This window comes from Sinorhizobium sp. FG01 (genome assembly GCF_002531875.1).
Lineage (GTDB): Bacteria > Pseudomonadota > Alphaproteobacteria > Rhizobiales > Rhizobiaceae > Sinorhizobium > Sinorhizobium fredii_C.
In genome coordinates, this window is the sequence record NZ_NWTB01000020.1 from 33363 (window position 1) to 50172 (window position 16810).

A 16810-nucleotide genomic window follows, 5' to 3' on the forward strand; every position below is an offset into this window, starting at 1 on the left:
CCGGCCCGCTTGTGCGGAACGCGGCGATTTCGTGGAAAGTAATCGTTTTCATATCAGGTTCCGATGCGGCCGGCGGTGCCGGCCCGACTGGGCTTGGCTAAATCGTCGCTCCCTTGATGGCGGGGTAAAGCCGGCGGTAGCGCTGGTAGGCGTCCTCATAGGCCGCCACCAGCGAAGCGTCCGGCGCAATGGTCTCCGCCGTCGCCGGCGCAGAGCAGGTCGCTACCGGGTCGGCGACGGTGGCGGCGATCAGCCCGAGCCGGGCCGCCCCGAAGGCGGCACCGAAATCACCATCTGCTGGCAGGTCGACCGGCAGGGCGAGCGCGGTTGCGATCGACTTCAGCCAGTAGCGCGACCGCGAGCCGCCGCCGATCGCCGTGACGCGATCAAGCGTCGTACCGGCGGCGCGCAATGCTTCCAGGCTGTCGCGGATCGCGAAGGACACGCCTTCGAGCACCGCCTGGGTCAGCGCGGCGCGGGAGCTCTCGTGGCCAAGGCCGGTAAAGACGCCGCGGATCGCCGCATCATTGTGTGGCGTGCGTTCGCCGGAGAGATAGGGAAGGAACGAAACGGAACCTGGCGCCTTTAGCGTGTCGCCGAGCTCGCCCGTCAGGTCGGCGGCACTTCTTCCTGTAATGCCCGAATGCCAATTCAGCGCATCGGTCGCCGAGAGGATCACGCCCATCTGGTGCCAGGTATTCGGGAGCGCGTGGCAGAAGGCATGAACTGCGCTTTCCGGATTGGGAAGATAGCTGGCATTGGCGGCGAACAGCACGCCGGAGGTGCCGAGCGAGACAAAGGCCTGCCCCTCGCCGACCGCGCCCATGCCGCAGGCGGACGCCGCATTGTCGCCGGCGCCGCCGGCAATGACGATCCCCGGCCCCATGCCCCAGCGAGCGGCAAGTTCCGGCCTGAGCGTGCCCGCGCTGTCCGTGCCCTCGACCAGATCCGGCATCTGCCGTTCCTCGAGATGCGTTGCGGCAAGCAGTCTTTCAGACCACCGGCGCTTGCCCGTGTCGAGCCAGGCGGTGCCAGCGGAATCGGACATTTCCGACATGTGCTCGCCGGTCAGCCACAGGCGGAGATAGTCCTTGGGCAGAAGCACCCAGCGCAGCTTGGCAAAAGTCTCGGGCTCGTTCTCGCGCACCCAGGCGAGCTTCGGCGCGGTAAAGCCCGGAAAGACGATATTGCCGGTCAGCGTCCGGAATTGTGGATCGCCATCGAGCGCGGCTGCCTGGCGGAAGCTGCGCGTATCGTTCCAGAGGATGCAGGGGCGAAGTACCGCATCGTCCTCGCCCAGCAGCGTCGCGCCGTGCATCTGCCCCGAAAGGCCGATGCCGCGGACCGCCGCAAGGGCATGCGGATGCGCCGCCTTCAGCCCGGCGATCGCCTCTTCCGTCGCACGCAGCCAGTCGGCCGGGTCCTGCTCGGACCAGCCGGGATGCGGCCGCGACACCTCGAGCGCAGCCGAGGCGGAGCCGATGATCTGCTGCTCGCCGTCGATCAGCATGGCCTTGACGCCGGACGTGCCGAGATCCAGTCCGAGATACATTCGTGCCTCCTATGCCTGCTCGATCGGCAGGTTGTCCTTCAGGAAAATGTCGATGCGAATGCGTTCCTGGGCCTCGAACACCGGCAGCCCGTCGGCCTTCGCCTTCAGCACCCGGATCGCACTCCTGACCTCGTGGCCCGCATCCTGGTTGAGCAGGACATCGATGGTTCCGGAAAGGAGAGCCGCGCGGCTGTGGGGCGTCAGTTCGTGGGCGATTGCACAGACCGCCTTGGCCCTACCCGCCTTCTCCAGCGCGGCCACGAGACCGCGATTGCCGGCGCCGAGACTGTAGACTCCGACCAGATCCGGATGGCACCCCATGAGATCGCCGACGAGTTTCTCGACGAGGGCCGCATCGTCCTGCCCCTCGACGACAGGCAATAGCAAACGGGTTTGGAAGCATTGGCGCATCACCGCCTGAAAGCCTTCCAGCCGCTCCCGATGGTCGCGCACGAGCATCGAGCCCGCTACCACCGCAACCGGCCCGGTCCGATCACCCAGGAAGCGGCCCATCAGGTTTCCGGCGGTGCGCCCGGCAGCGATATTGTCGACGCCGGCAAAGTGATCCCGTGTCGATCCCGGCAGGTCCGAGACGAGCGTGACCACGGCAATCCCGTCCTCGCGCAGTTCTCTTACGGACTGCACCACCTCCGGGGCATCGACGGCAACGACGGCGACGCCGGCGGGCCGCTGCCGGCGCGCCTCGGAAAGGGCATCCGCCAGAGCACGCGGGTCGAAAGCGGGAACACAGAGGATCGCGATTTCCGTCCGCTCCGCTGCCAGATGCGCCTTGGCGGCCCTCACCTCGGCCTCGAGCCCGCGCATGAAGGAATTTTCGCCGGCCGGCAGGATGAAAATCAGCGAATAGCTGCGGCCCTTGGCGAGATTGGCTGCGGCAACGTCGCGCACATAACCGAGCGTCGCGATCGCCTGCTCGACCTTGTCGCGCGTGACCGACCGAACGCCCGGACGGTTGTTCAGAACGCGGTCGACGGTCGCCAGGCTGACGCCGGCTTCAGCGGCGATATCGTGAACGGTCGGTCGCATGCGTTCCTCCTCGCGGAAAGCCCTTAGAGGAAGTTTTGATGTACGTAAATCAAAAATTTCGAAGGCGCGACAAAGCCTTTGAAAAATGGGCGTCAAGCCTCAGTCGAAACGCCTGCTGAACGCATGCGTGAAAGCGGCGTGACCCGCCTCGCCACTCGCCTCTCCGAACACGACGTCCAGGAACTTGTCGGTAACCCGGACCAGCGCGAAGCCGCCGAGATAGGCCGCCTTTGGCTTGAAGATGTCGATGTCGCCGGCGCTGTAGGCCATCACCCGGTCATGTTCGTGGCCATGGAAGAGTCCGACGACGTTGTAGCCCTTGAGCGCCGCGAGCAGCGCATCGCGCTCGCCGGGGCTCCACCAATGCGGCTCGCCGTCGCCCTGAGCGTCGAACGTCTTTGCCGCAGCGTCCCACACCTCGGTCGAAAACGCGTCCCAACCGTAATGCTGGAACAAGACGACCGGGCGCCCATCGGCGGCATAGGTCGCGAGATCGCGCTTCAGCCACGGCAGGCCGCTCACCGCACCCTTGTTCTCGTCGCCGCCGAAGCGCTGCAATTGCACGAGATGGAGACCGCCCCAGTCCCAGGAGTAATTGTCCGAGAGCGGATCGTAATTGGTCACCGGCACCGGGGGTCTGTAGAAAACCGACCGGCGATGGGTGAGTTCCACATAATCGCGCAGCTCGCGACGGTACCAGTCGACGTTCGGCGGCGCGCCGTCCTGATCGAGATCATGATTTCCAAGCCCGACATAGACGGGATAGTGGATGTGATGCGGCCCGACGCCATGCTCGTAGCGGCTCTGAAACTGTTGCAGCTGCCGCCCTTCTCTCGGCTCGCGGACCTGGCCGCCGCCGTCGTCGGTAATATCGCCGCCGAGCACCAAGCCGAACGGCCGGGCAATCTTCGCGCCGGCGCTGGCAAGACCGCTCGGCCTGCCGTCGATTGCTTGCGGCCAGTGCTGTCCCGGAAGTCCGTTGAGCGCCGCAATGTGGCGCAACAGATTGGCATCGGTCTTGCCCTCCTGCTCGCAATTCGGCGCAAGGCCTTCCGTCGAGACGAGGCAGGCATGGATGTCATTGGAAAAGACGAATGTGGCATCGACCGGTGGCCGTGCTGCGGCACGCCCGCCGCCTGCGATCAGCGAAAGGCCTAGACCAGCCGTACCGGCAAGAAATCTCCGCCTGGAGGGGTTAAGGAATGGATTGTCGATCATCGCCTGCCCAGCACCTTGGTCGATGCGACGACTCAAGGACGGCCGGAATAGTGCCGCAAGGTTTTCAGAGCGTAAAGCATGCATTCGCGCTGAAGGCGCTCGCCACGAGCCCCTTCTCACTGCGCGGTGAGAAGGTCGCGGCATCAGGATGAGGGCAGTCTGGAGCAGAAAGCCGGCTCTCGTTCTCCCGCCTCAGTGCCCGCCGCCTCCCGAGCCGGCGCCCTCCGGCTTCTTGATCATCAGCACGCCGAGCACCATCCCCAGGAACAGGACGGTCAAGATCAGGAACACGTCGATGAAGGACAGGATCACCGCCTGCTGCTGAACCATCTGGGCCAGTTGCTTGACGGCAGCGGTCGCGCCGTCGAGGCCGTAAGCGTCGAAGTTCGATGCTATGTTGTTCAACCGATCGACCGCCTCCGGACTGCCCCACTGGATATGCTCCGCCAGACGGGCATAGTGGAGATCCTGGCGCTGGGTCAGGATCGTGTTGATGATCGCCAGGCCTACGGCGCCGCCGAGGTTGCGCGTCAGGTTGAAGAGACCGGACGCGTTACGGATGCGTGCCGGCGGCAGCGTGCCGAGCGCGATGTTGTTGATCGGCACCATGCAGAGCATCAGCGAGCAGCCGCGCAGGATCTGCGGGACGAGCAGTTCCCAGAAATCCCAATCCGCCGTCAGCTGGCTCATCGTCCACGTGCCTGCCGCAAAGCCCGTGAACCCGATCGTCATCATCACCCGCGGGTCGAGCCTGCCGGCGAGGAAGCCCGCGACCGGCGCCGTCAGAAACATGGCGAGGCCGGAGACGAACATGGTCTCGCCGATCATCAGCGAATCATAGCCGCGGATGCGCCCGAGATAGAGCGGATAGAGATAGGTGAGGCCATAGAGGCCGATGCCCATCACGAAGGAGAACAGCGAGCCGAAGGTGAAATTTCGATTGGCGAAGGCGCGGAGATCGACCACCGGAAACTCGACTTTGAACGCCCGGTAGAAGAATATCGCGGCGGCGACAGCCGTGGCGACCGCCCCCATGACGATATGGTCGTCGTTGAACCAATCGTTGGCATTGCCTTCCTCGAGCACATATTCGAGCGAACCGAGGAAGACCGCCATCGAGAACAGCCCCCACCAGTCGAACTTCTTGATGAGGCCGAGTTCCGGTTCGTCGAAGTCGATGAAAATCCAGGTGAGCGTCGCGACGACGATGCCGGGAATGACGTTGACGAGGAACAGCCAGTGCCAGGAGAAGGCGTGGCTCAGATAGCCGCCGACAGTCGGGCCGATGGTCGGCGCGAGCGTGGCAATGAGGCCGATGATCGGCGACACGATGTTGCGCTTCGACGGCGGGAAGATCGTGAAGGCGGCCGCGAAGACCGACGGGATCATGCCGCCGCCGATGAAGCCCTGGATCGCCCGATAGACGATCATCTGGTCGATATTGGTGGCGGTTGCCGCTAACGCGCTCGAGGCGGTGAAGCCGGCGGCGGCGACGGAGAAGAGCACGCGCGTCGAAACGATCCGCGCGAGCGTTCCCGACAGCGGGATCATAATGACTTCGGCAATCAGATAGGAGGTCTGCACCCAGCCGATCTCGTCCGATCCGGCGGAAAGTCCCGCCTGGATTTCGGCAAGCGAGGCCGAGACGATCTGGATGTCGAGGATCGCCATGAACATGCCGACGACCATCGCGAGAAACGCGATGAGCCGCCGCGGATCCATGCGCTCCTCTGCCCCGGCGCCGCCTGTCGCCGCCGGGCTCACTGTTGCCGTCGAAGCCATGTCCGCTACTCCTTCGCGCGCTTACTTCGCCTCGGCGACCTTCGTGGCGTCCGGCGCCGTGCGGGTATCGACGTCGACGACGACGCTCAGCCCCGCCCTGAGGTTGCCTTTGGCGAGCGCATCGGCCGGGAGCGTGATCCGAACCGGCACGCGCTGGATGATCTTGGTAAAGTTGCCGGTGGCGTTTTCCGCCGGCAGCAGCGAGAAGACCGAGCCGGAGGCCGGCGAGATCGATGCGACGGTGCCTTCGATCGTGTGCTCGTCATAGGCATCCACATGGACCTTAACCTTGGAGCCGGGGACCAGATGGGAGATCTGCGTTTCCTTGAAGTTGGCGTCGATATAGAGCTGGTCCACCGGCACGAGGGCCGCAAGCCGCTGCCCGGCCGAGACGAGGTCGCCGACTTGGACGGCGACATTGCCGATGACGCCGTCATAGGGCGCCTTGAGCACGGTGAAGCCGAGGTCGCGATTCGCCTTGTCGCGCGCCAGTTCCAGCGAACGGATCGTGCTTTCCGATTCCGCGCGCTGCGCTTGGAGCACGGTGATATTGGCCTTGGCGGCGGCGATATTTGCCTCCGCGCCGACGAGATTCGCATTCGCCTGGTCGAGCGCGACTTGGGCGCTGTCGCGCGAAGCGTCCGTTCCGAAGGCTTGCAGGTCGCTGGCGCGCTTCTGGGTCAGCTCGGCGCCGCGGACGGTCGCCTCGAAGGCCCTTTTCTGCGCCTCGGCCTGATTCAGGCTCGCCTCCGCACCCGCGATCTGCGCGTCGAAACGGCTGAGCGCCAGCTTCTGCGTGGCGATCTGCGCCTCGGCCTGTTCCGCCGCGATCCGGTAATCGCCGTCCTCGAGCGTGACGAGCGGGTCGCCGGCCTTCACGTGCTGGTTGGCGACGACGTCGACCTTGGCAACATAACCGGAGACCTTCGGAGAGATCGTCGCGATGTCGCCCTCGATATAGGCATCGTCGGTCGAAACCATGAAGCGGCCATTGGTCCACCAGTCGTAGCCGTACCAGGCGCCGGCGGCGAGCAGCGCCAGCCCGATTGCCGGAAGGATCGGCTTGCGGCGTTTCTTGGCGGGAGCGGCAGCCTCAGCGGCCGAAGGCTCCGTCACCGCCGGCGCCTCTGCTGCGGGTGCCTTGGCCTCGGTGGTGGGAACTTCGACGGCCTCGAAATCGTCACCGACAGGACGGACGCGCGCGGCACTGGAGGTGCTGGAAGGGGACATGAGACACCTGTTTCGGCTAAATTAGGAAATTGAACTGAACCGTTCGGTTCGATTAGCCTTGACATAATCCCTTTCGCAGCGCATATCAAGAGCAAATCGAACCGAGCGGTTCGAAACGCTTGCCGCGGGCTGAAATAAATGCGGATCCAATTCCGCACCCGTTGCTTTTTATTGAAACGGTCACGCTAATGGGTCGGAGCGAGTTCTTAAATCCACCGTGATCTACAGGAGTGGAAACGTCCGGGTAATCATGACGTCAGCGAAAAGTGCACGGCAGGAAAGATCCCTGCAGCCGGAACAGCAGCCTTCGAGTGGCGGCCGCCGCGTCGCCGGCGCGGATCCGGTCAAACGCGAGCAAATTCTTGAAGGCGCCAAGCGTGTCTTCATGCGCAGCAATTTCGATGCCGCCAGCATGAACGACATCACCCGCGAGGCAGGCGTATCTAAGGGCACGCTCTATGTCTACTTCGAGAACAAGGAAGATCTGTTCGAAGCCCTGATCGCGCGCGAACGCAGCCGCATCGTCAACAGCATCAAGCAGTCGCTGAACGACATCGAGCCCATCGAGGAAGCGCTACACGATTTCGCCGTCACGCTCGTTACCAGCGTGACATCGGATTACACAATCCGGGCCATGCGGACCGTGCTCGGCGTGATCGACCGCATGCCGCGGCTGGCGCAGCGTTTCTTCACCGCAACGCCCGAAAACGGCTACACGGTGCTGAAGGCCTATCTCGACCAGCAGAAAGCGGCAGGCAGGCTGTCGATCGACGATACGGAACTGGCCGCCAAGCAGTTCATAGAACTCTGTATGGCCGGCCTGTTCAAGGGCCGTCTCTTCGGGATGTGTGATGCGGTTCCGCCCGAACAGATCGAAAAGAACGTCGCCTCGGCCATCCGTGTTTTCATGGCCGCCTACGGGCAGCGCGCTGATCAGAAATCTTAAGCCGGGCTGCACATCTGCATGCGATTGCCGAAGGGATCGTAGAAGCTCGCAAAGGTGACGAAGCCGGGAAAGACCTGCGCATCCTCGCACCGGACACCGCGGCGCCGCAGCTCCTCGACCACCGCATGGCAGTCCTCGACATTCAAGACGAGCGTCGTCCCCGTCGAGGGCGTCCAGCCGCTCTCCGCCAACGTCACCGAAACGTTGCCGTCCACGCCGCCGGCGGAGAATTCGATCCAGCCCGCTTCGGGCAGATCGTAGAGCGGCGGCCCGAATCCGAGCACCTCCCCATAGAACGCGCGGGCACCATCAAGGTCGGTCACCGAAATCGAGACCACATTGATGCCACGAAAGAGAGGACCGGTCGTTGCCATGACGGCGGATGTAGGACGCGGACCCCGTTCGTCCAGCCTGCACAATCGGGAAATCCAGAAGGCGAATTTGCCGTCGGCAGGCCGTGCCGATTAAAATCCAGCAACCGCGATCAAACGCGTCCTCCTATAAATCCGTAAGAGCTAGGTCGCTTGCCACGGGAGTGAACATGAGTGCCATCGGACGGGCGATCTGGTTCATCGAAAGCCATTTCGCCAAGGATATCTCACTGGAGCGGATTGCCGACGCCGCCGGCCTGTCGCGCTATCATCTATCACGCGTCTTTGGCCTCGCGACCGGCCATTCGATCAGTGCCTATATCCGCGGACGCCGCCTGAGTTCGGCGGCGCTTCGCCTTGCCGACGGCAACTCCACCATTCTCGAGGCGGCCCTCGACGCGGGCTATGGCTCGCACGAGGCATTCACCCGCGCCTTTCGCGAGCAATTCGGGGTCACGCCCGAGTCGGTGCGCAAGCAGAGGCATGTCTGCAATATCGAACTTGTGGAGCCCATCAGGATGGACGATACGCGCAATCAGAAGATCGAACCGCCGCGCTTCGAGGAGGGCCCTGCCCTGCTCCTCGCCGGCCTTGAAGAAACCTATGCCTACGATCGCACCGAAGGCATTCCCTCGCTCTGGCAGCGCTTCAATAGCCACTTCGGTCATATTCCGGGCCAGCGCGGCAACGTCGCCTATGGCGTCTGCACCCATTCGGATGCTGGAGCCGGAAGCTTCCGCTACATGGCGGCCGTCGAAGTCGCGGATGCGGACGGACTGCCGAACGGGTTTTCGACCCTGAAGCTGCCGAAGCAGCGCTATGCGGCGTTCCTGCATCGCGGCCACATCTCGGCGATCTCGGCCACTGCCCATCACATCTTCGCAACCTGGTTTCCGCAGTCTGGACTCGAGCACGGCGAAACGCCCGATCTCATGGAACGCTACGACGAGCGGTTCGACCCGGATTCCGGCATGGGCGTCGTCGAGATGTGGGTTCCGATAAAACAGTAAACGGTAAAACGCTGCCGCAAAGTCGCGGCAGCGCTTGCTACTTCGGCACTACTCCTTAAATACTGCGGCGAACCTGGCGCCACGAGGCGCCCTGGAGGGGAAGATGCGCTCGCATTCCGCTCCGGTTTGTTGGGACCGGTCACCGCCACTGACGTTGGGTCGGACGACGCGACATCAGTGATCGTCATTTAGAAGGAAGAGTTCGCCGATGCAGGAAATCCTCACGCTCGCTCAAAGCCCGGAGGCTTGGGTCGCTCTCATTACACTGATTGTGATGGAAGTGGTCCTCGGCATCGACAACCTGATCTTCATCTCGATTCTGACCAACAAGCTGCCCGCCGAGAACCGCGTCAGCGCCCGGCGCATCGGTATCGGCCTCGCGCTTATCATGCGCCTTGGGCTGCTCGGCACGATCGCCTGGATCGTGCAACTCACAGAGCCGGTCTTCGAGGCCTTTGGCCATGGCTTCTCCTGGAAGGACATGATCCTGATCGCCGGCGGCCTTTTCCTGGTCTGGAAGGCGACGAAGGAGATCCACCACAATGTCGATCCGAGCGACCATGACGAGGATTTCATCGCGAGCTCGGCGATCAACGGTTTCACGGCGGCGATCGGCCAGATCCTGCTGCTCGATCTCGTCTTCTCCGTCGACAGCATCATCACCGCCGTCGGCATGACCCCTCACCTGCCCATCATGGTCATCGCCGTCGTCGTCGCCGTAACCGTGATGCTGGTTGCAGCCAACCCGCTCGCCAACTTCATCGAACGGAACCCGACGATCGTCATGCTGGCGCTTGCCTTCCTGCTGATGATCGGCACGACGCTGATTGCCGAAGGCATGGGCTTCCACGTGCCGAAGGGCTACGTCTATGCCGCCATGGCCTTCTCGGCGCTGGTTGAAATCCTCAACATGATCGCCCGCAACGCGCGCCTAAAAAAGCAGCAGGCCACGAAGCTGCATTAAGCTTGCAATCTGCGAAGACGACAAAGAGGCCCGCATCCGTCGAATGCGGGCCTCTTGCTGCGGGAGGGAGGCGAGGATGCGAGCTGGACAGGTCAAGAGCTCGCCTGCCGTTTCGTTGGCCACGGGAAGAAACCGGCAAAATTCCCATGTTCTCCTGGTCTGTCGCGTCCGGTTGCCACAGTCCGCGTCCTCGTAGCGGATAACGCAGCCACGCCGCTAGCGTTCCAATCCCTGTTCGGGGGAGAGGCGATTGGACCGCGCGCTTCCTCTTTCCGTTGACATCAGGGGCTTTCTATGGTCTCACCCCTGCCGACTGGAATTGCCCGCCGATACCGCTCAAGCGGCACCCTTGCGGGCCTTCCTTCCCATAAAATACGCGCCCGTCAGCTGGTAGGCACTCCGGCCAAGGGCTCAAGAGCACGTCAAGACGGGCAAAGACCATGGCAGATTCTGCAGTCCGGGTACGCATCGCACCCTCCCCCACCGGCGAACCGCATGTCGGCACCGCCTATATCGCGCTGTTCAACTACCTCTTTGCGAAGAAGCACGGCGGCGAATTCATCCTGCGCATCGAGGATACCGACGCGACGCGCTCGACGCCGGAATTCGAGAAGAAGGTGCTCGATGCGCTGAAATGGTGCGGGCTCACATGGTCGGAAGGTCCGGATATCGGCGGCCCCTACGGCCCCTATCGCCAGAGCGACCGCAAGGACCTCTACAAGCCCTATGTCGAGAAAATCGTCGAGAACGGCCACGGCTTCCGCTGCTTCTGCACGCCCGAGCGGCTGGAGCAGATGCGCGAGGCACAGCGCGCCGCCGGCAAGCCGCCGAAGTATGACGGCCTGTGCCTGAGCCTGTCGGCCGAGGAAGTCACCTCCCGCGTCGCCGCCGGCGAGCCGCATGTCGTGCGCATGAAGATCCCGACCGAGGGCTCCTGCAAGTTCCACGACGGCGTCTATGGCGATGTCGAGATCCCGTGGGATGCGGTCGACATGCAGGTGCTGCTCAAGGCAGACGGCATGCCGACCTATCATATGGCGAATGTCGTCGACGATCATATGATGAAGATCACCCATGTCGCGCGCGGCGAGGAGTGGCTCGCCTCGGTGCCGAAGCACATCCTGATCTATCAGTATCTAGGCCTCGAGCCGCCGAAGTTCATGCATCTGTCGCTCATGCGCAATGCCGACAAGTCGAAGCTGTCGAAGCGCAAGAACCCGACCTCGATCTCCTATTACACGGCGCTCGGCTATCTTCCGGAAGCGCTGATGAACTTCCTCGGCCTGTTCTTCATCCAGATCGCCGAAGGCGAAGAACTGCTGACGATCGAGGAACTGGCGGACAAGTTCGACCCGGAAAACCTGTCGAAGGCCGGCGCGATCTTCGACATTCAGAAGCTCGACTGGCTGAACGCCCGCTGGATCCGCGAGAAGCTCTCGGAAGACGAGTTTGCCGCGCGGGTCTTCGCCTGGGCGTCCGAAAACGAACGTCTCAAGGAGGGCCTGAAGCTCTCGCAGTCGCGCATCTCGAAGCTCGGCGAGCTGCCGGATCTGGCCGCCTTCCTCTTCAAGTCCGATCTCGGCCTGCAGCCGGCCGCCTTTGCCGGCGTGAAGGCCTCGCCCGAGGAGATGCTCGAAGTCCTCAACACCGTTCAGCCGGACCTCGAAAAGATCCTCGAATGGAACAAGGAGTCCATTGAGGCCGAACTGCGCGCCAGCGCCGAGCGGATGGGCAAGAAGCTCAAGGCCGTCGTCTCGCCGCTCTTCGTCGCCATCTCCGGTTCGCAGCGTTCGCTGCCGCTCTTCGACTCGATGGAGCTGCTCGGCCGTGCTGTGGTGCGCCAGCGGCTCAAGGTGGCGGCACAGGTGGTCGCCTCCATGGTTGGCAGCGGAAAGTAAGGACGATAACCATGAACGAGAAGACAGAAACCGCCGGCCTTTCCTCCGACGCGACCGAAGTGCGCGCCCAGAAGCTCGACCTCTTGCGCACGCAGATCGGCGACGTCTATCCGGCGCATTTCCACCGCACGCTCACCAATGCGGAACTCGCCGAAAAATATGCCGGGCTCGAGCCGGACACGGAAAGCGGCGACCTGGTGACGGTCGCCGGCCGCGTCTTCTCCTCGCGCAATTCCGGCATGTTCATGGACATCCATGACGCCTCCGGCAAGATCCAGATCTTCTCGCACAAGGACACGGCGCCGGAGGAGGCGCGCGCGCTGCTGCCGATGATCGATCTCGGGGACATCGTCGGCGTCACCGGCGAGGTGCGCCGCACCAAGCGCGGCGAGCTGACGGTGAACGCCAAGGAAATCACCATGCTCTGCAAGTCGCTCCTGCCGATGCCGGAGAAGTATCACGGGCTTGCCGACATCGAGACGCGCTACCGCAAGCGCTACCTCGACATCATGGTCAACGAAGAATCGAAGCTGCGCTTCCAGCAGCGAAGCCGCATCGTCTCCGGCATTCGCCGCTTCCTTGAGGACGAAGGTTTCATGGAAGTCGAGACGCCGATGCTGCAGCCGATCTATGGCGGCGCCACGGCCGAGCCTTTCAAGACGCATCACAACACGCTGAAGCTCGACATGTATCTGCGCATCGCGCCCGAGCTTTATCTGAAGCGCGTGCTCGTTTCCGGGCTCACCGACAAGGTCTTCGAGATCAACCGCAACTTCCGCAACGAAGGCGTCTCCACCCGGCACAATCCGGAATTCACCATGATGGAGTGCTATTGGGCCTATGCGGACTACGAGGACATGATGGGCCTCGTCGAGCGCATGTTCGAAAAGCTCGCCCTCGCCGTCCACGGCAAGACCGAGTTCGAATTCGGCGACAAGCAGCTCTCCTTCAAGGGTCCCTTCCCGCGCGTCTCCATGCCGGAGGCCGTCAAGGACGCGACCGGCATCGATTTCCTTGCGATCCGGAGCGACGAGGAAGCCCGCCAGGCGGCCCGCAATGCCGGGATCGAGGTCGAGAAGGATGCGACCTGGGGCGAAGTGCTCGCCTTCATCTTCGAGGAGAAGGTCGAAGCGACGCTGATCCAGCCGGCCCACGTCATCCATTTCCCGAAGGATATCTCGCCCTTCGCCAAGGAGGTGCCGGGCGAGCCGCGGCTCGTCGAGCGCTTCGAGACCTATTGCAACGGTTGGGAGATCGGGAACGCCTTCTCCGAGCTCAACGACCCGGTCGAACAGCGCGCCCGCATGGTCGAGCAGATGGAACAGGCCCACGCCCGCGGCGAAAAGGAAAAGACGCTCGACGAGGACTTCCTCGACGCGATGGACCAGGGCATGCCGCCCGCCGGCGGCTTAGGCATCGGCGTCGACCGGCTGATCATGCTGCTCACCAACTCGCCGTCGATCCGCGACATCATTCTCTTCCCGGCCCGGCGCCACAAGGCCGATTGAGCTGATAAGCAGATGCCGGACAGCATTGAGCCCATCGCGTTAGCGGTGGGCTTTTCCTTTGATGGGGAAGTTTTGCGGGCGGCTCAATGCCCGCCATGCGCCTCGGCAGTCTTGGCCGGATGCTCGCTCGCTTCCGACACGGCCGGAGCCTCCGCGCCTTCCGCGTCGGCCGCAGCCGGATCGATGCAGGGCGAGTGATCGTCCATCTTGGCCATAATGGCACGAACCTCGTCGAGACCGAGGCTCACGAGCTTGCCATGGAACATGCCGCCCGGATTGGCCGTGCCGTCGTTGTAGGAAGCACGGAACGGTTCGTCCATGCCCTTCACACTCTGCGGACCGGGCGCGAAAAGCACTTCGGCACCGATCGCGCCACCACGCGCCGCAGCGCGCTCCTCCGGACCTGCCGTATCGAGCACGACGACCTGGTAGAGGTCGGCCTTTTCCTTCTTTGCGAGTGCGCCGACGACGCGTAGCGCCGTGCGGACGCGCTCCGGGCCAGCCGCGCTGTCGGTCTTCACATGCATGCGGATCCAGCGCTGGCCGCGGTGGTCGAGCTTCAGCGTCCGAAGCGCCGTGCATTCGAGACCGGAAGCGGAAGGCTCCGAGAGCCGCGCGACGAGCCTGTCGCGCCCCACATAGACGGCGGCACCGCCGGACGCGGCCGAAACGGCAAAGGCCGCGGCAAGGATGACCACGAGCCGCTTCGAAGGGCGCAGTTTACTCAAAATAGCCTTCACAGGCGGCTCCGCTGCGGACGCAAATACAAGAAAAGCCAGAACGCCTCTGAAGATAGGCGAAACACCCTTTCGGAAAGTTTAAGCGGACGGATGCAGGACACTTGCTCTCCTGCCCGTCATCACTAAAAACGAAGCGTCATTTCTTGATTTTGAGGACGGGGGAGATCATGGCGCGCATCGGAATCGTCGGAGCGGGTATCATCGGCTGCGCCTCGGCGGTCCATCTGATCGCCGAAGGTCACGCGGTCACCGTGTTCGAAAAGGACGTCGACGGCCTGCCTGCCTCCGTCGGCAACGCCGGCATCCTCGCGGTTCCGGAGATCGATCCGATGGCCCGCCCCGAAATGCTGTTCGCAGCCCCGAAATGGCTGATCGACCCGCTCGGACCCCTGACGCTGCGCTGGCAGGATCTGGCGGCCTTGACGCCATGGCTCTTGCATTTGCTTCTTGCGGCTCGGCCCGCCCAGGTGGAACGCTCCCGTCGGGCCCTGCTCGGCCTGATGCGTGAAGCTCTCGCCGCGCATCAGGCAATGACGAGGCTCTGCGGCATTTCCGGCCATATGAAACCGACCGGGGCGCTGACGATCTTCGACAGCGAGACTGCCCTCGAGGCCGCGTTCCGGCACGAGCAGGCGACCGCCCGGCTGCTCGGCTTTGCCGTCGAACGCCTCGACGCCCGCGCCGCCCGCGGCCGCGTCCCCGCGCTAGAGGGCGCCTTCGCCGGCGGCGTCTTCAGCAGCGGATACCAGACGTTTCCCGATCCGCTCAAACTGCTGCGCGATCTGCAACACCATGTCAGGCAACAGGGCACGCTCGTCGAAGCCGGCGTCGAGGCCGTGCAGCCAAGCACCGAGGGGATCACCATAGTCGCCGACAACGGCGACCGGCAGGCCTTCGACAAGGTGGTGATCGCCGCCGGCGTGTGGTCACGCACCCTCGTCCGCAAGCTTGGGCTGAAGGTGCTGTTGGAAACGGAGCGCGGCTACAACACCACCTTCGCTGATCCACCGGTGACGCTGGAAATGCCGATCTTCTTTGCCGAGCACGGCTTCGTGGCGACCCCGCTTGCCAACGCCCTGCGCATCGGCGGTGCGGTTGAACTGGCGCGGCCGGAGGCGCCGCCGAACTATGCGCGAGCAGCCGCGATGCGCCGGAAGATGCGCCGTTATGTGCCGGCTCTGCCGGAGAGCGGCGGCAAGGAATGGATGGGCAGGCGCCCTTCGACACCGGATTCGGTGCCGGTCATCGGCCTTCATCCGTCCGATCCCCGCATCGCCATGGCCTTCGGCCACGGCCATCTCGGCCTGACGCTCTCGGCGATCACCGGCGCAAGGATCGCCGCCCTCCTTTCCAACCGGGCCGGCACCGACCTCGAACCCTTCAGCATCCGCCGCTTTCAATAAGCTGAGCGAAATCGATCGATTGACTTTCGCCCGCAGCTTGTCCATTGCCGCCAGCACGCAGGACCAGGTTCAGGCAAATGGGCCCGATATCCCCAAGAAGGAAGACGCTATGCACAAGGTTATTTTCGATACGGATCCCGGCGTCGACGACGCCATGGCGCTTCTCTTCCTGCACCGGCACCCGGAAATCGACCTCATCGGCATCACCTCGGTGTTCGGCAATGCCTCCATCGAGACGACGACGCGCAACGCGCTCTTTCTCAAGCAGGCCTGGGGAATTGCAGCCCCGGTCGCCAAGGGCCTCGGCGAGATGTTCAATCCCGACCGGCCGCATATCGATTGGCCGACCGGCATCCACGGCCACGATGGCCTCGGCAATATCGACGTGCCGGACGTGATCGACCTGCCGCTCGACCCCCGGCCGGCCCATCGCTTTATCATCGACACGGTGCGCGCCAATCCCGGTGAGGTGACGCTCGTGGCCGTCGGCCGCATGACCAATCTGGCACGTGCGCTGCGCGAAGACCCGGATATTGCCGGCCTCGTCAAGGCCGTGGTGATCATGGGCGGCGCCTTCGACGTTCCCGGCAACATCACTCCGGCCGCCGAGGCCAATATCCATGGAGACCCGGAGGCGGCCGACGCGGTGATGACTGCACAATGGCCGGTGGCGGTGATCGGCCTCGACGTGACGTCGCAAACGGTGATGACCCGCGCCACGCTCGCCGACATCGCCGAACGTGGCGGCAAGGCGGCAAAACTCCTCGCCGACATTTCGCAGTTCTACATCGTCTTCTACGAGCAGCATGTCGATGACGGCATGGTCGTGCACGACAGCTGCGCCTGCGCCTATGTCGTCGCCCCGGATCTGTTCCGCACCCGCAGCGGGCCGATCCGCGTGCTCTGCGGCGGCATCGCCGACGGCCAGACGATCCAGAAGCCGGACGGGCGGCTTTTCCCGCCGAATGCCTGGGACAATCTGCCGAGCCAAAAGGCCTGCATCGGCATCGATGCCGAGGCGGTGCTGAAGCTGATCGGCGATACGCTGGCGCACGGTCGATAGCCCTCGGTCTTTCTCAGCCGACGAAAAACTTGCGGCGGATAGCTGGCAGACCGTCGACCGCCAGCTATCTTTGTCTGC

General features: G+C 63.6%; 14 protein-coding genes. 7 read left to right on the forward strand and 7 right to left on the reverse strand.

Going from position 1 to position 16810, the window contains the following annotated elements; translation table 11 throughout:
- Positions 1–97 precede the first annotated feature (97 nt).
- The 5 genes from xylB to CO656_RS25595 all read right to left on the reverse strand — a co-directional run bounded on the left by xylB (position 98) and on the right by CO656_RS25595 (position 6829).
- Positions 98–1552, reverse strand: a complete 1455-nt coding sequence (gene xylB, locus CO656_RS25575; RefSeq protein WP_097527608.1) for a xylulokinase — start codon at positions 1550–1552, stop codon at positions 98–100.
- Positions 1553–1561: 9 nt separating this feature from the next.
- Entirely contained in the window at positions 1562–2599 is a 1038-nt protein-coding gene (locus CO656_RS25580) for a LacI family DNA-binding transcriptional regulator (protein WP_097527609.1), read from the reverse strand.
- A gap of 99 nt (positions 2600–2698) precedes the next feature.
- Entirely contained in the window at positions 2699–3817 is a 1119-nt protein-coding gene (locus tag CO656_RS25585; RefSeq protein ID WP_037414334.1) for a metallophosphoesterase, read from the reverse strand.
- A gap of 192 nt (positions 3818–4009) precedes the next feature.
- On the reverse strand, positions 4010–5599 hold the full coding sequence (locus CO656_RS25590; RefSeq protein WP_097527610.1) for a DHA2 family efflux MFS transporter permease subunit: 1590 nt from the start codon (positions 5597–5599) through the stop codon (positions 4010–4012).
- Between the two features lie 21 nt (positions 5600–5620).
- Positions 5621–6829 carry an HlyD family secretion protein gene (locus CO656_RS25595; RefSeq protein WP_037414330.1) on the reverse strand — a complete coding sequence of 403 codons (1209 nt, stop codon included), beginning with the start codon at positions 6827–6829 and terminating at the stop codon, positions 5621–5623.
- Between the two features lie 250 nt (positions 6830–7079).
- On the opposite strand from CO656_RS25595, the gene CO656_RS25600 reads away from it, so the two are divergent.
- Entirely contained in the window at positions 7080–7775 is a 696-nt protein-coding gene (locus tag CO656_RS25600; protein ID WP_097527611.1) for a TetR/AcrR family transcriptional regulator, read from the forward strand.
- Here CO656_RS25600 and CO656_RS25605 read toward each other — a convergent pair.
- Positions 7772–8149 (reverse strand): VOC family protein, encoded by a 378-nt coding sequence (locus CO656_RS25605; RefSeq protein WP_097527612.1) that lies wholly within the window; start codon positions 8147–8149, stop codon positions 7772–7774. The genes CO656_RS25600 and CO656_RS25605 overlap by 4 nt on opposite strands.
- Positions 8150–8316: 167 nt before the next feature.
- Between CO656_RS25605 and CO656_RS25610 the strand changes: the two genes are divergently transcribed.
- The 4 genes from CO656_RS25610 (at position 8317) to lysS (ending at position 13526) form a co-directional block, all read left to right on the forward strand.
- Positions 8317–9156, forward strand: a complete 840-nt coding sequence (locus tag CO656_RS25610; protein WP_097527613.1) for an AraC family transcriptional regulator — start codon at positions 8317–8319, stop codon at positions 9154–9156.
- 208 nt (positions 9157–9364) lie between these two features.
- Entirely contained in the window at positions 9365–10120 is a 756-nt protein-coding gene (locus tag CO656_RS25615) for a TerC family protein (protein ID WP_037414324.1), read from the forward strand.
- A 440-nt stretch (positions 10121–10560) separates the two neighbouring features.
- A complete protein-coding gene (gene gltX, locus CO656_RS25620; RefSeq protein ID WP_097527614.1) occupies positions 10561–12018 on the forward strand; it encodes a glutamate--tRNA ligase in 1458 nt (485 codons plus the stop codon).
- Positions 12019–12029: 11 nt separating this feature from the next.
- Positions 12030–13526: a lysine--tRNA ligase gene (gene lysS, locus CO656_RS25625; RefSeq protein ID WP_097527615.1), complete on the forward strand. Its 1497-nt coding sequence runs from the start codon at positions 12030–12032 to the stop codon at positions 13524–13526.
- Between the two features lie 83 nt (positions 13527–13609).
- Here lysS and CO656_RS25630 read toward each other — a convergent pair whose 3' ends face one another.
- Positions 13610–14266: a hypothetical protein gene (locus CO656_RS25630; protein ID WP_097527616.1), complete on the reverse strand. Its 657-nt coding sequence runs from the start codon at positions 14264–14266 to the stop codon at positions 13610–13612.
- 167 nt (positions 14267–14433) lie between these two features.
- Here CO656_RS25630 and CO656_RS25635 point away from each other — a divergent pair, with 167 nt between their 5' ends.
- Together CO656_RS25635 and CO656_RS25640 are read left to right on the forward strand one after the other, a co-directional pair.
- On the forward strand, positions 14434–15669 hold the full coding sequence (locus tag CO656_RS25635; protein WP_097527617.1) for an FAD-dependent oxidoreductase: 1236 nt from the start codon (positions 14434–14436) through the stop codon (positions 15667–15669).
- Between the two features lie 109 nt (positions 15670–15778).
- Positions 15779–16732, forward strand: a complete 954-nt coding sequence (locus CO656_RS25640) for a nucleoside hydrolase (protein ID WP_097527618.1) — start codon at positions 15779–15781, stop codon at positions 16730–16732.
- Positions 16733–16810 lie beyond the last annotated feature (78 nt).

Excerpts from the sequence above, each read along its gene's own strand:
- CO656_RS25590 (WP_097527610.1), bottom strand. The coding sequence starts at position 5,599 with ATGGCTTCGACGGCAACAGTGAGCCCGGCGGCGACAGGCGGCGCCGGG.
- lysS (WP_097527615.1), top strand. The coding sequence starts at position 12,030 with ATGAACGAGAAGACAGAAACCGCCGGCCTTTCCTCCGACGCGACCGAA.
- CO656_RS25585 (WP_037414334.1), bottom strand. The coding sequence starts at position 3,817 with ATGATCGACAATCCATTCCTTAACCCCTCCAGGCGGAGATTTCTTGCC.
- xylB (WP_097527608.1), bottom strand. The coding sequence starts at position 1,552 with ATGTATCTCGGACTGGATCTCGGCACGTCCGGCGTCAAGGCCATGCTG.
- CO656_RS25640 (WP_097527618.1), top strand. The coding sequence starts at position 15,779 with ATGCACAAGGTTATTTTCGATACGGATCCCGGCGTCGACGACGCCATG.
- CO656_RS25610 (WP_097527613.1), top strand. The coding sequence starts at position 8,317 with ATGAGTGCCATCGGACGGGCGATCTGGTTCATCGAAAGCCATTTCGCC.
- gltX (WP_097527614.1), top strand. The coding sequence starts at position 10,561 with ATGGCAGATTCTGCAGTCCGGGTACGCATCGCACCCTCCCCCACCGGC.
- CO656_RS25595 (WP_037414330.1), bottom strand. The coding sequence starts at position 6,829 with ATGTCCCCTTCCAGCACCTCCAGTGCCGCGCGCGTCCGTCCTGTCGGT.
- CO656_RS25580 (WP_097527609.1), bottom strand. The coding sequence starts at position 2,599 with ATGCGACCGACCGTTCACGATATCGCCGCTGAAGCCGGCGTCAGCCTG.
- CO656_RS25600 (WP_097527611.1), top strand. The coding sequence starts at position 7,080 with ATGACGTCAGCGAAAAGTGCACGGCAGGAAAGATCCCTGCAGCCGGAA.
- CO656_RS25635 (WP_097527617.1), top strand. The coding sequence starts at position 14,434 with ATGGCGCGCATCGGAATCGTCGGAGCGGGTATCATCGGCTGCGCCTCG.
- CO656_RS25615 (WP_037414324.1), top strand. The coding sequence starts at position 9,365 with ATGCAGGAAATCCTCACGCTCGCTCAAAGCCCGGAGGCTTGGGTCGCT.
- CO656_RS25605 (WP_097527612.1), bottom strand. The coding sequence starts at position 8,149 with ATGGCAACGACCGGTCCTCTCTTTCGTGGCATCAATGTGGTCTCGATT.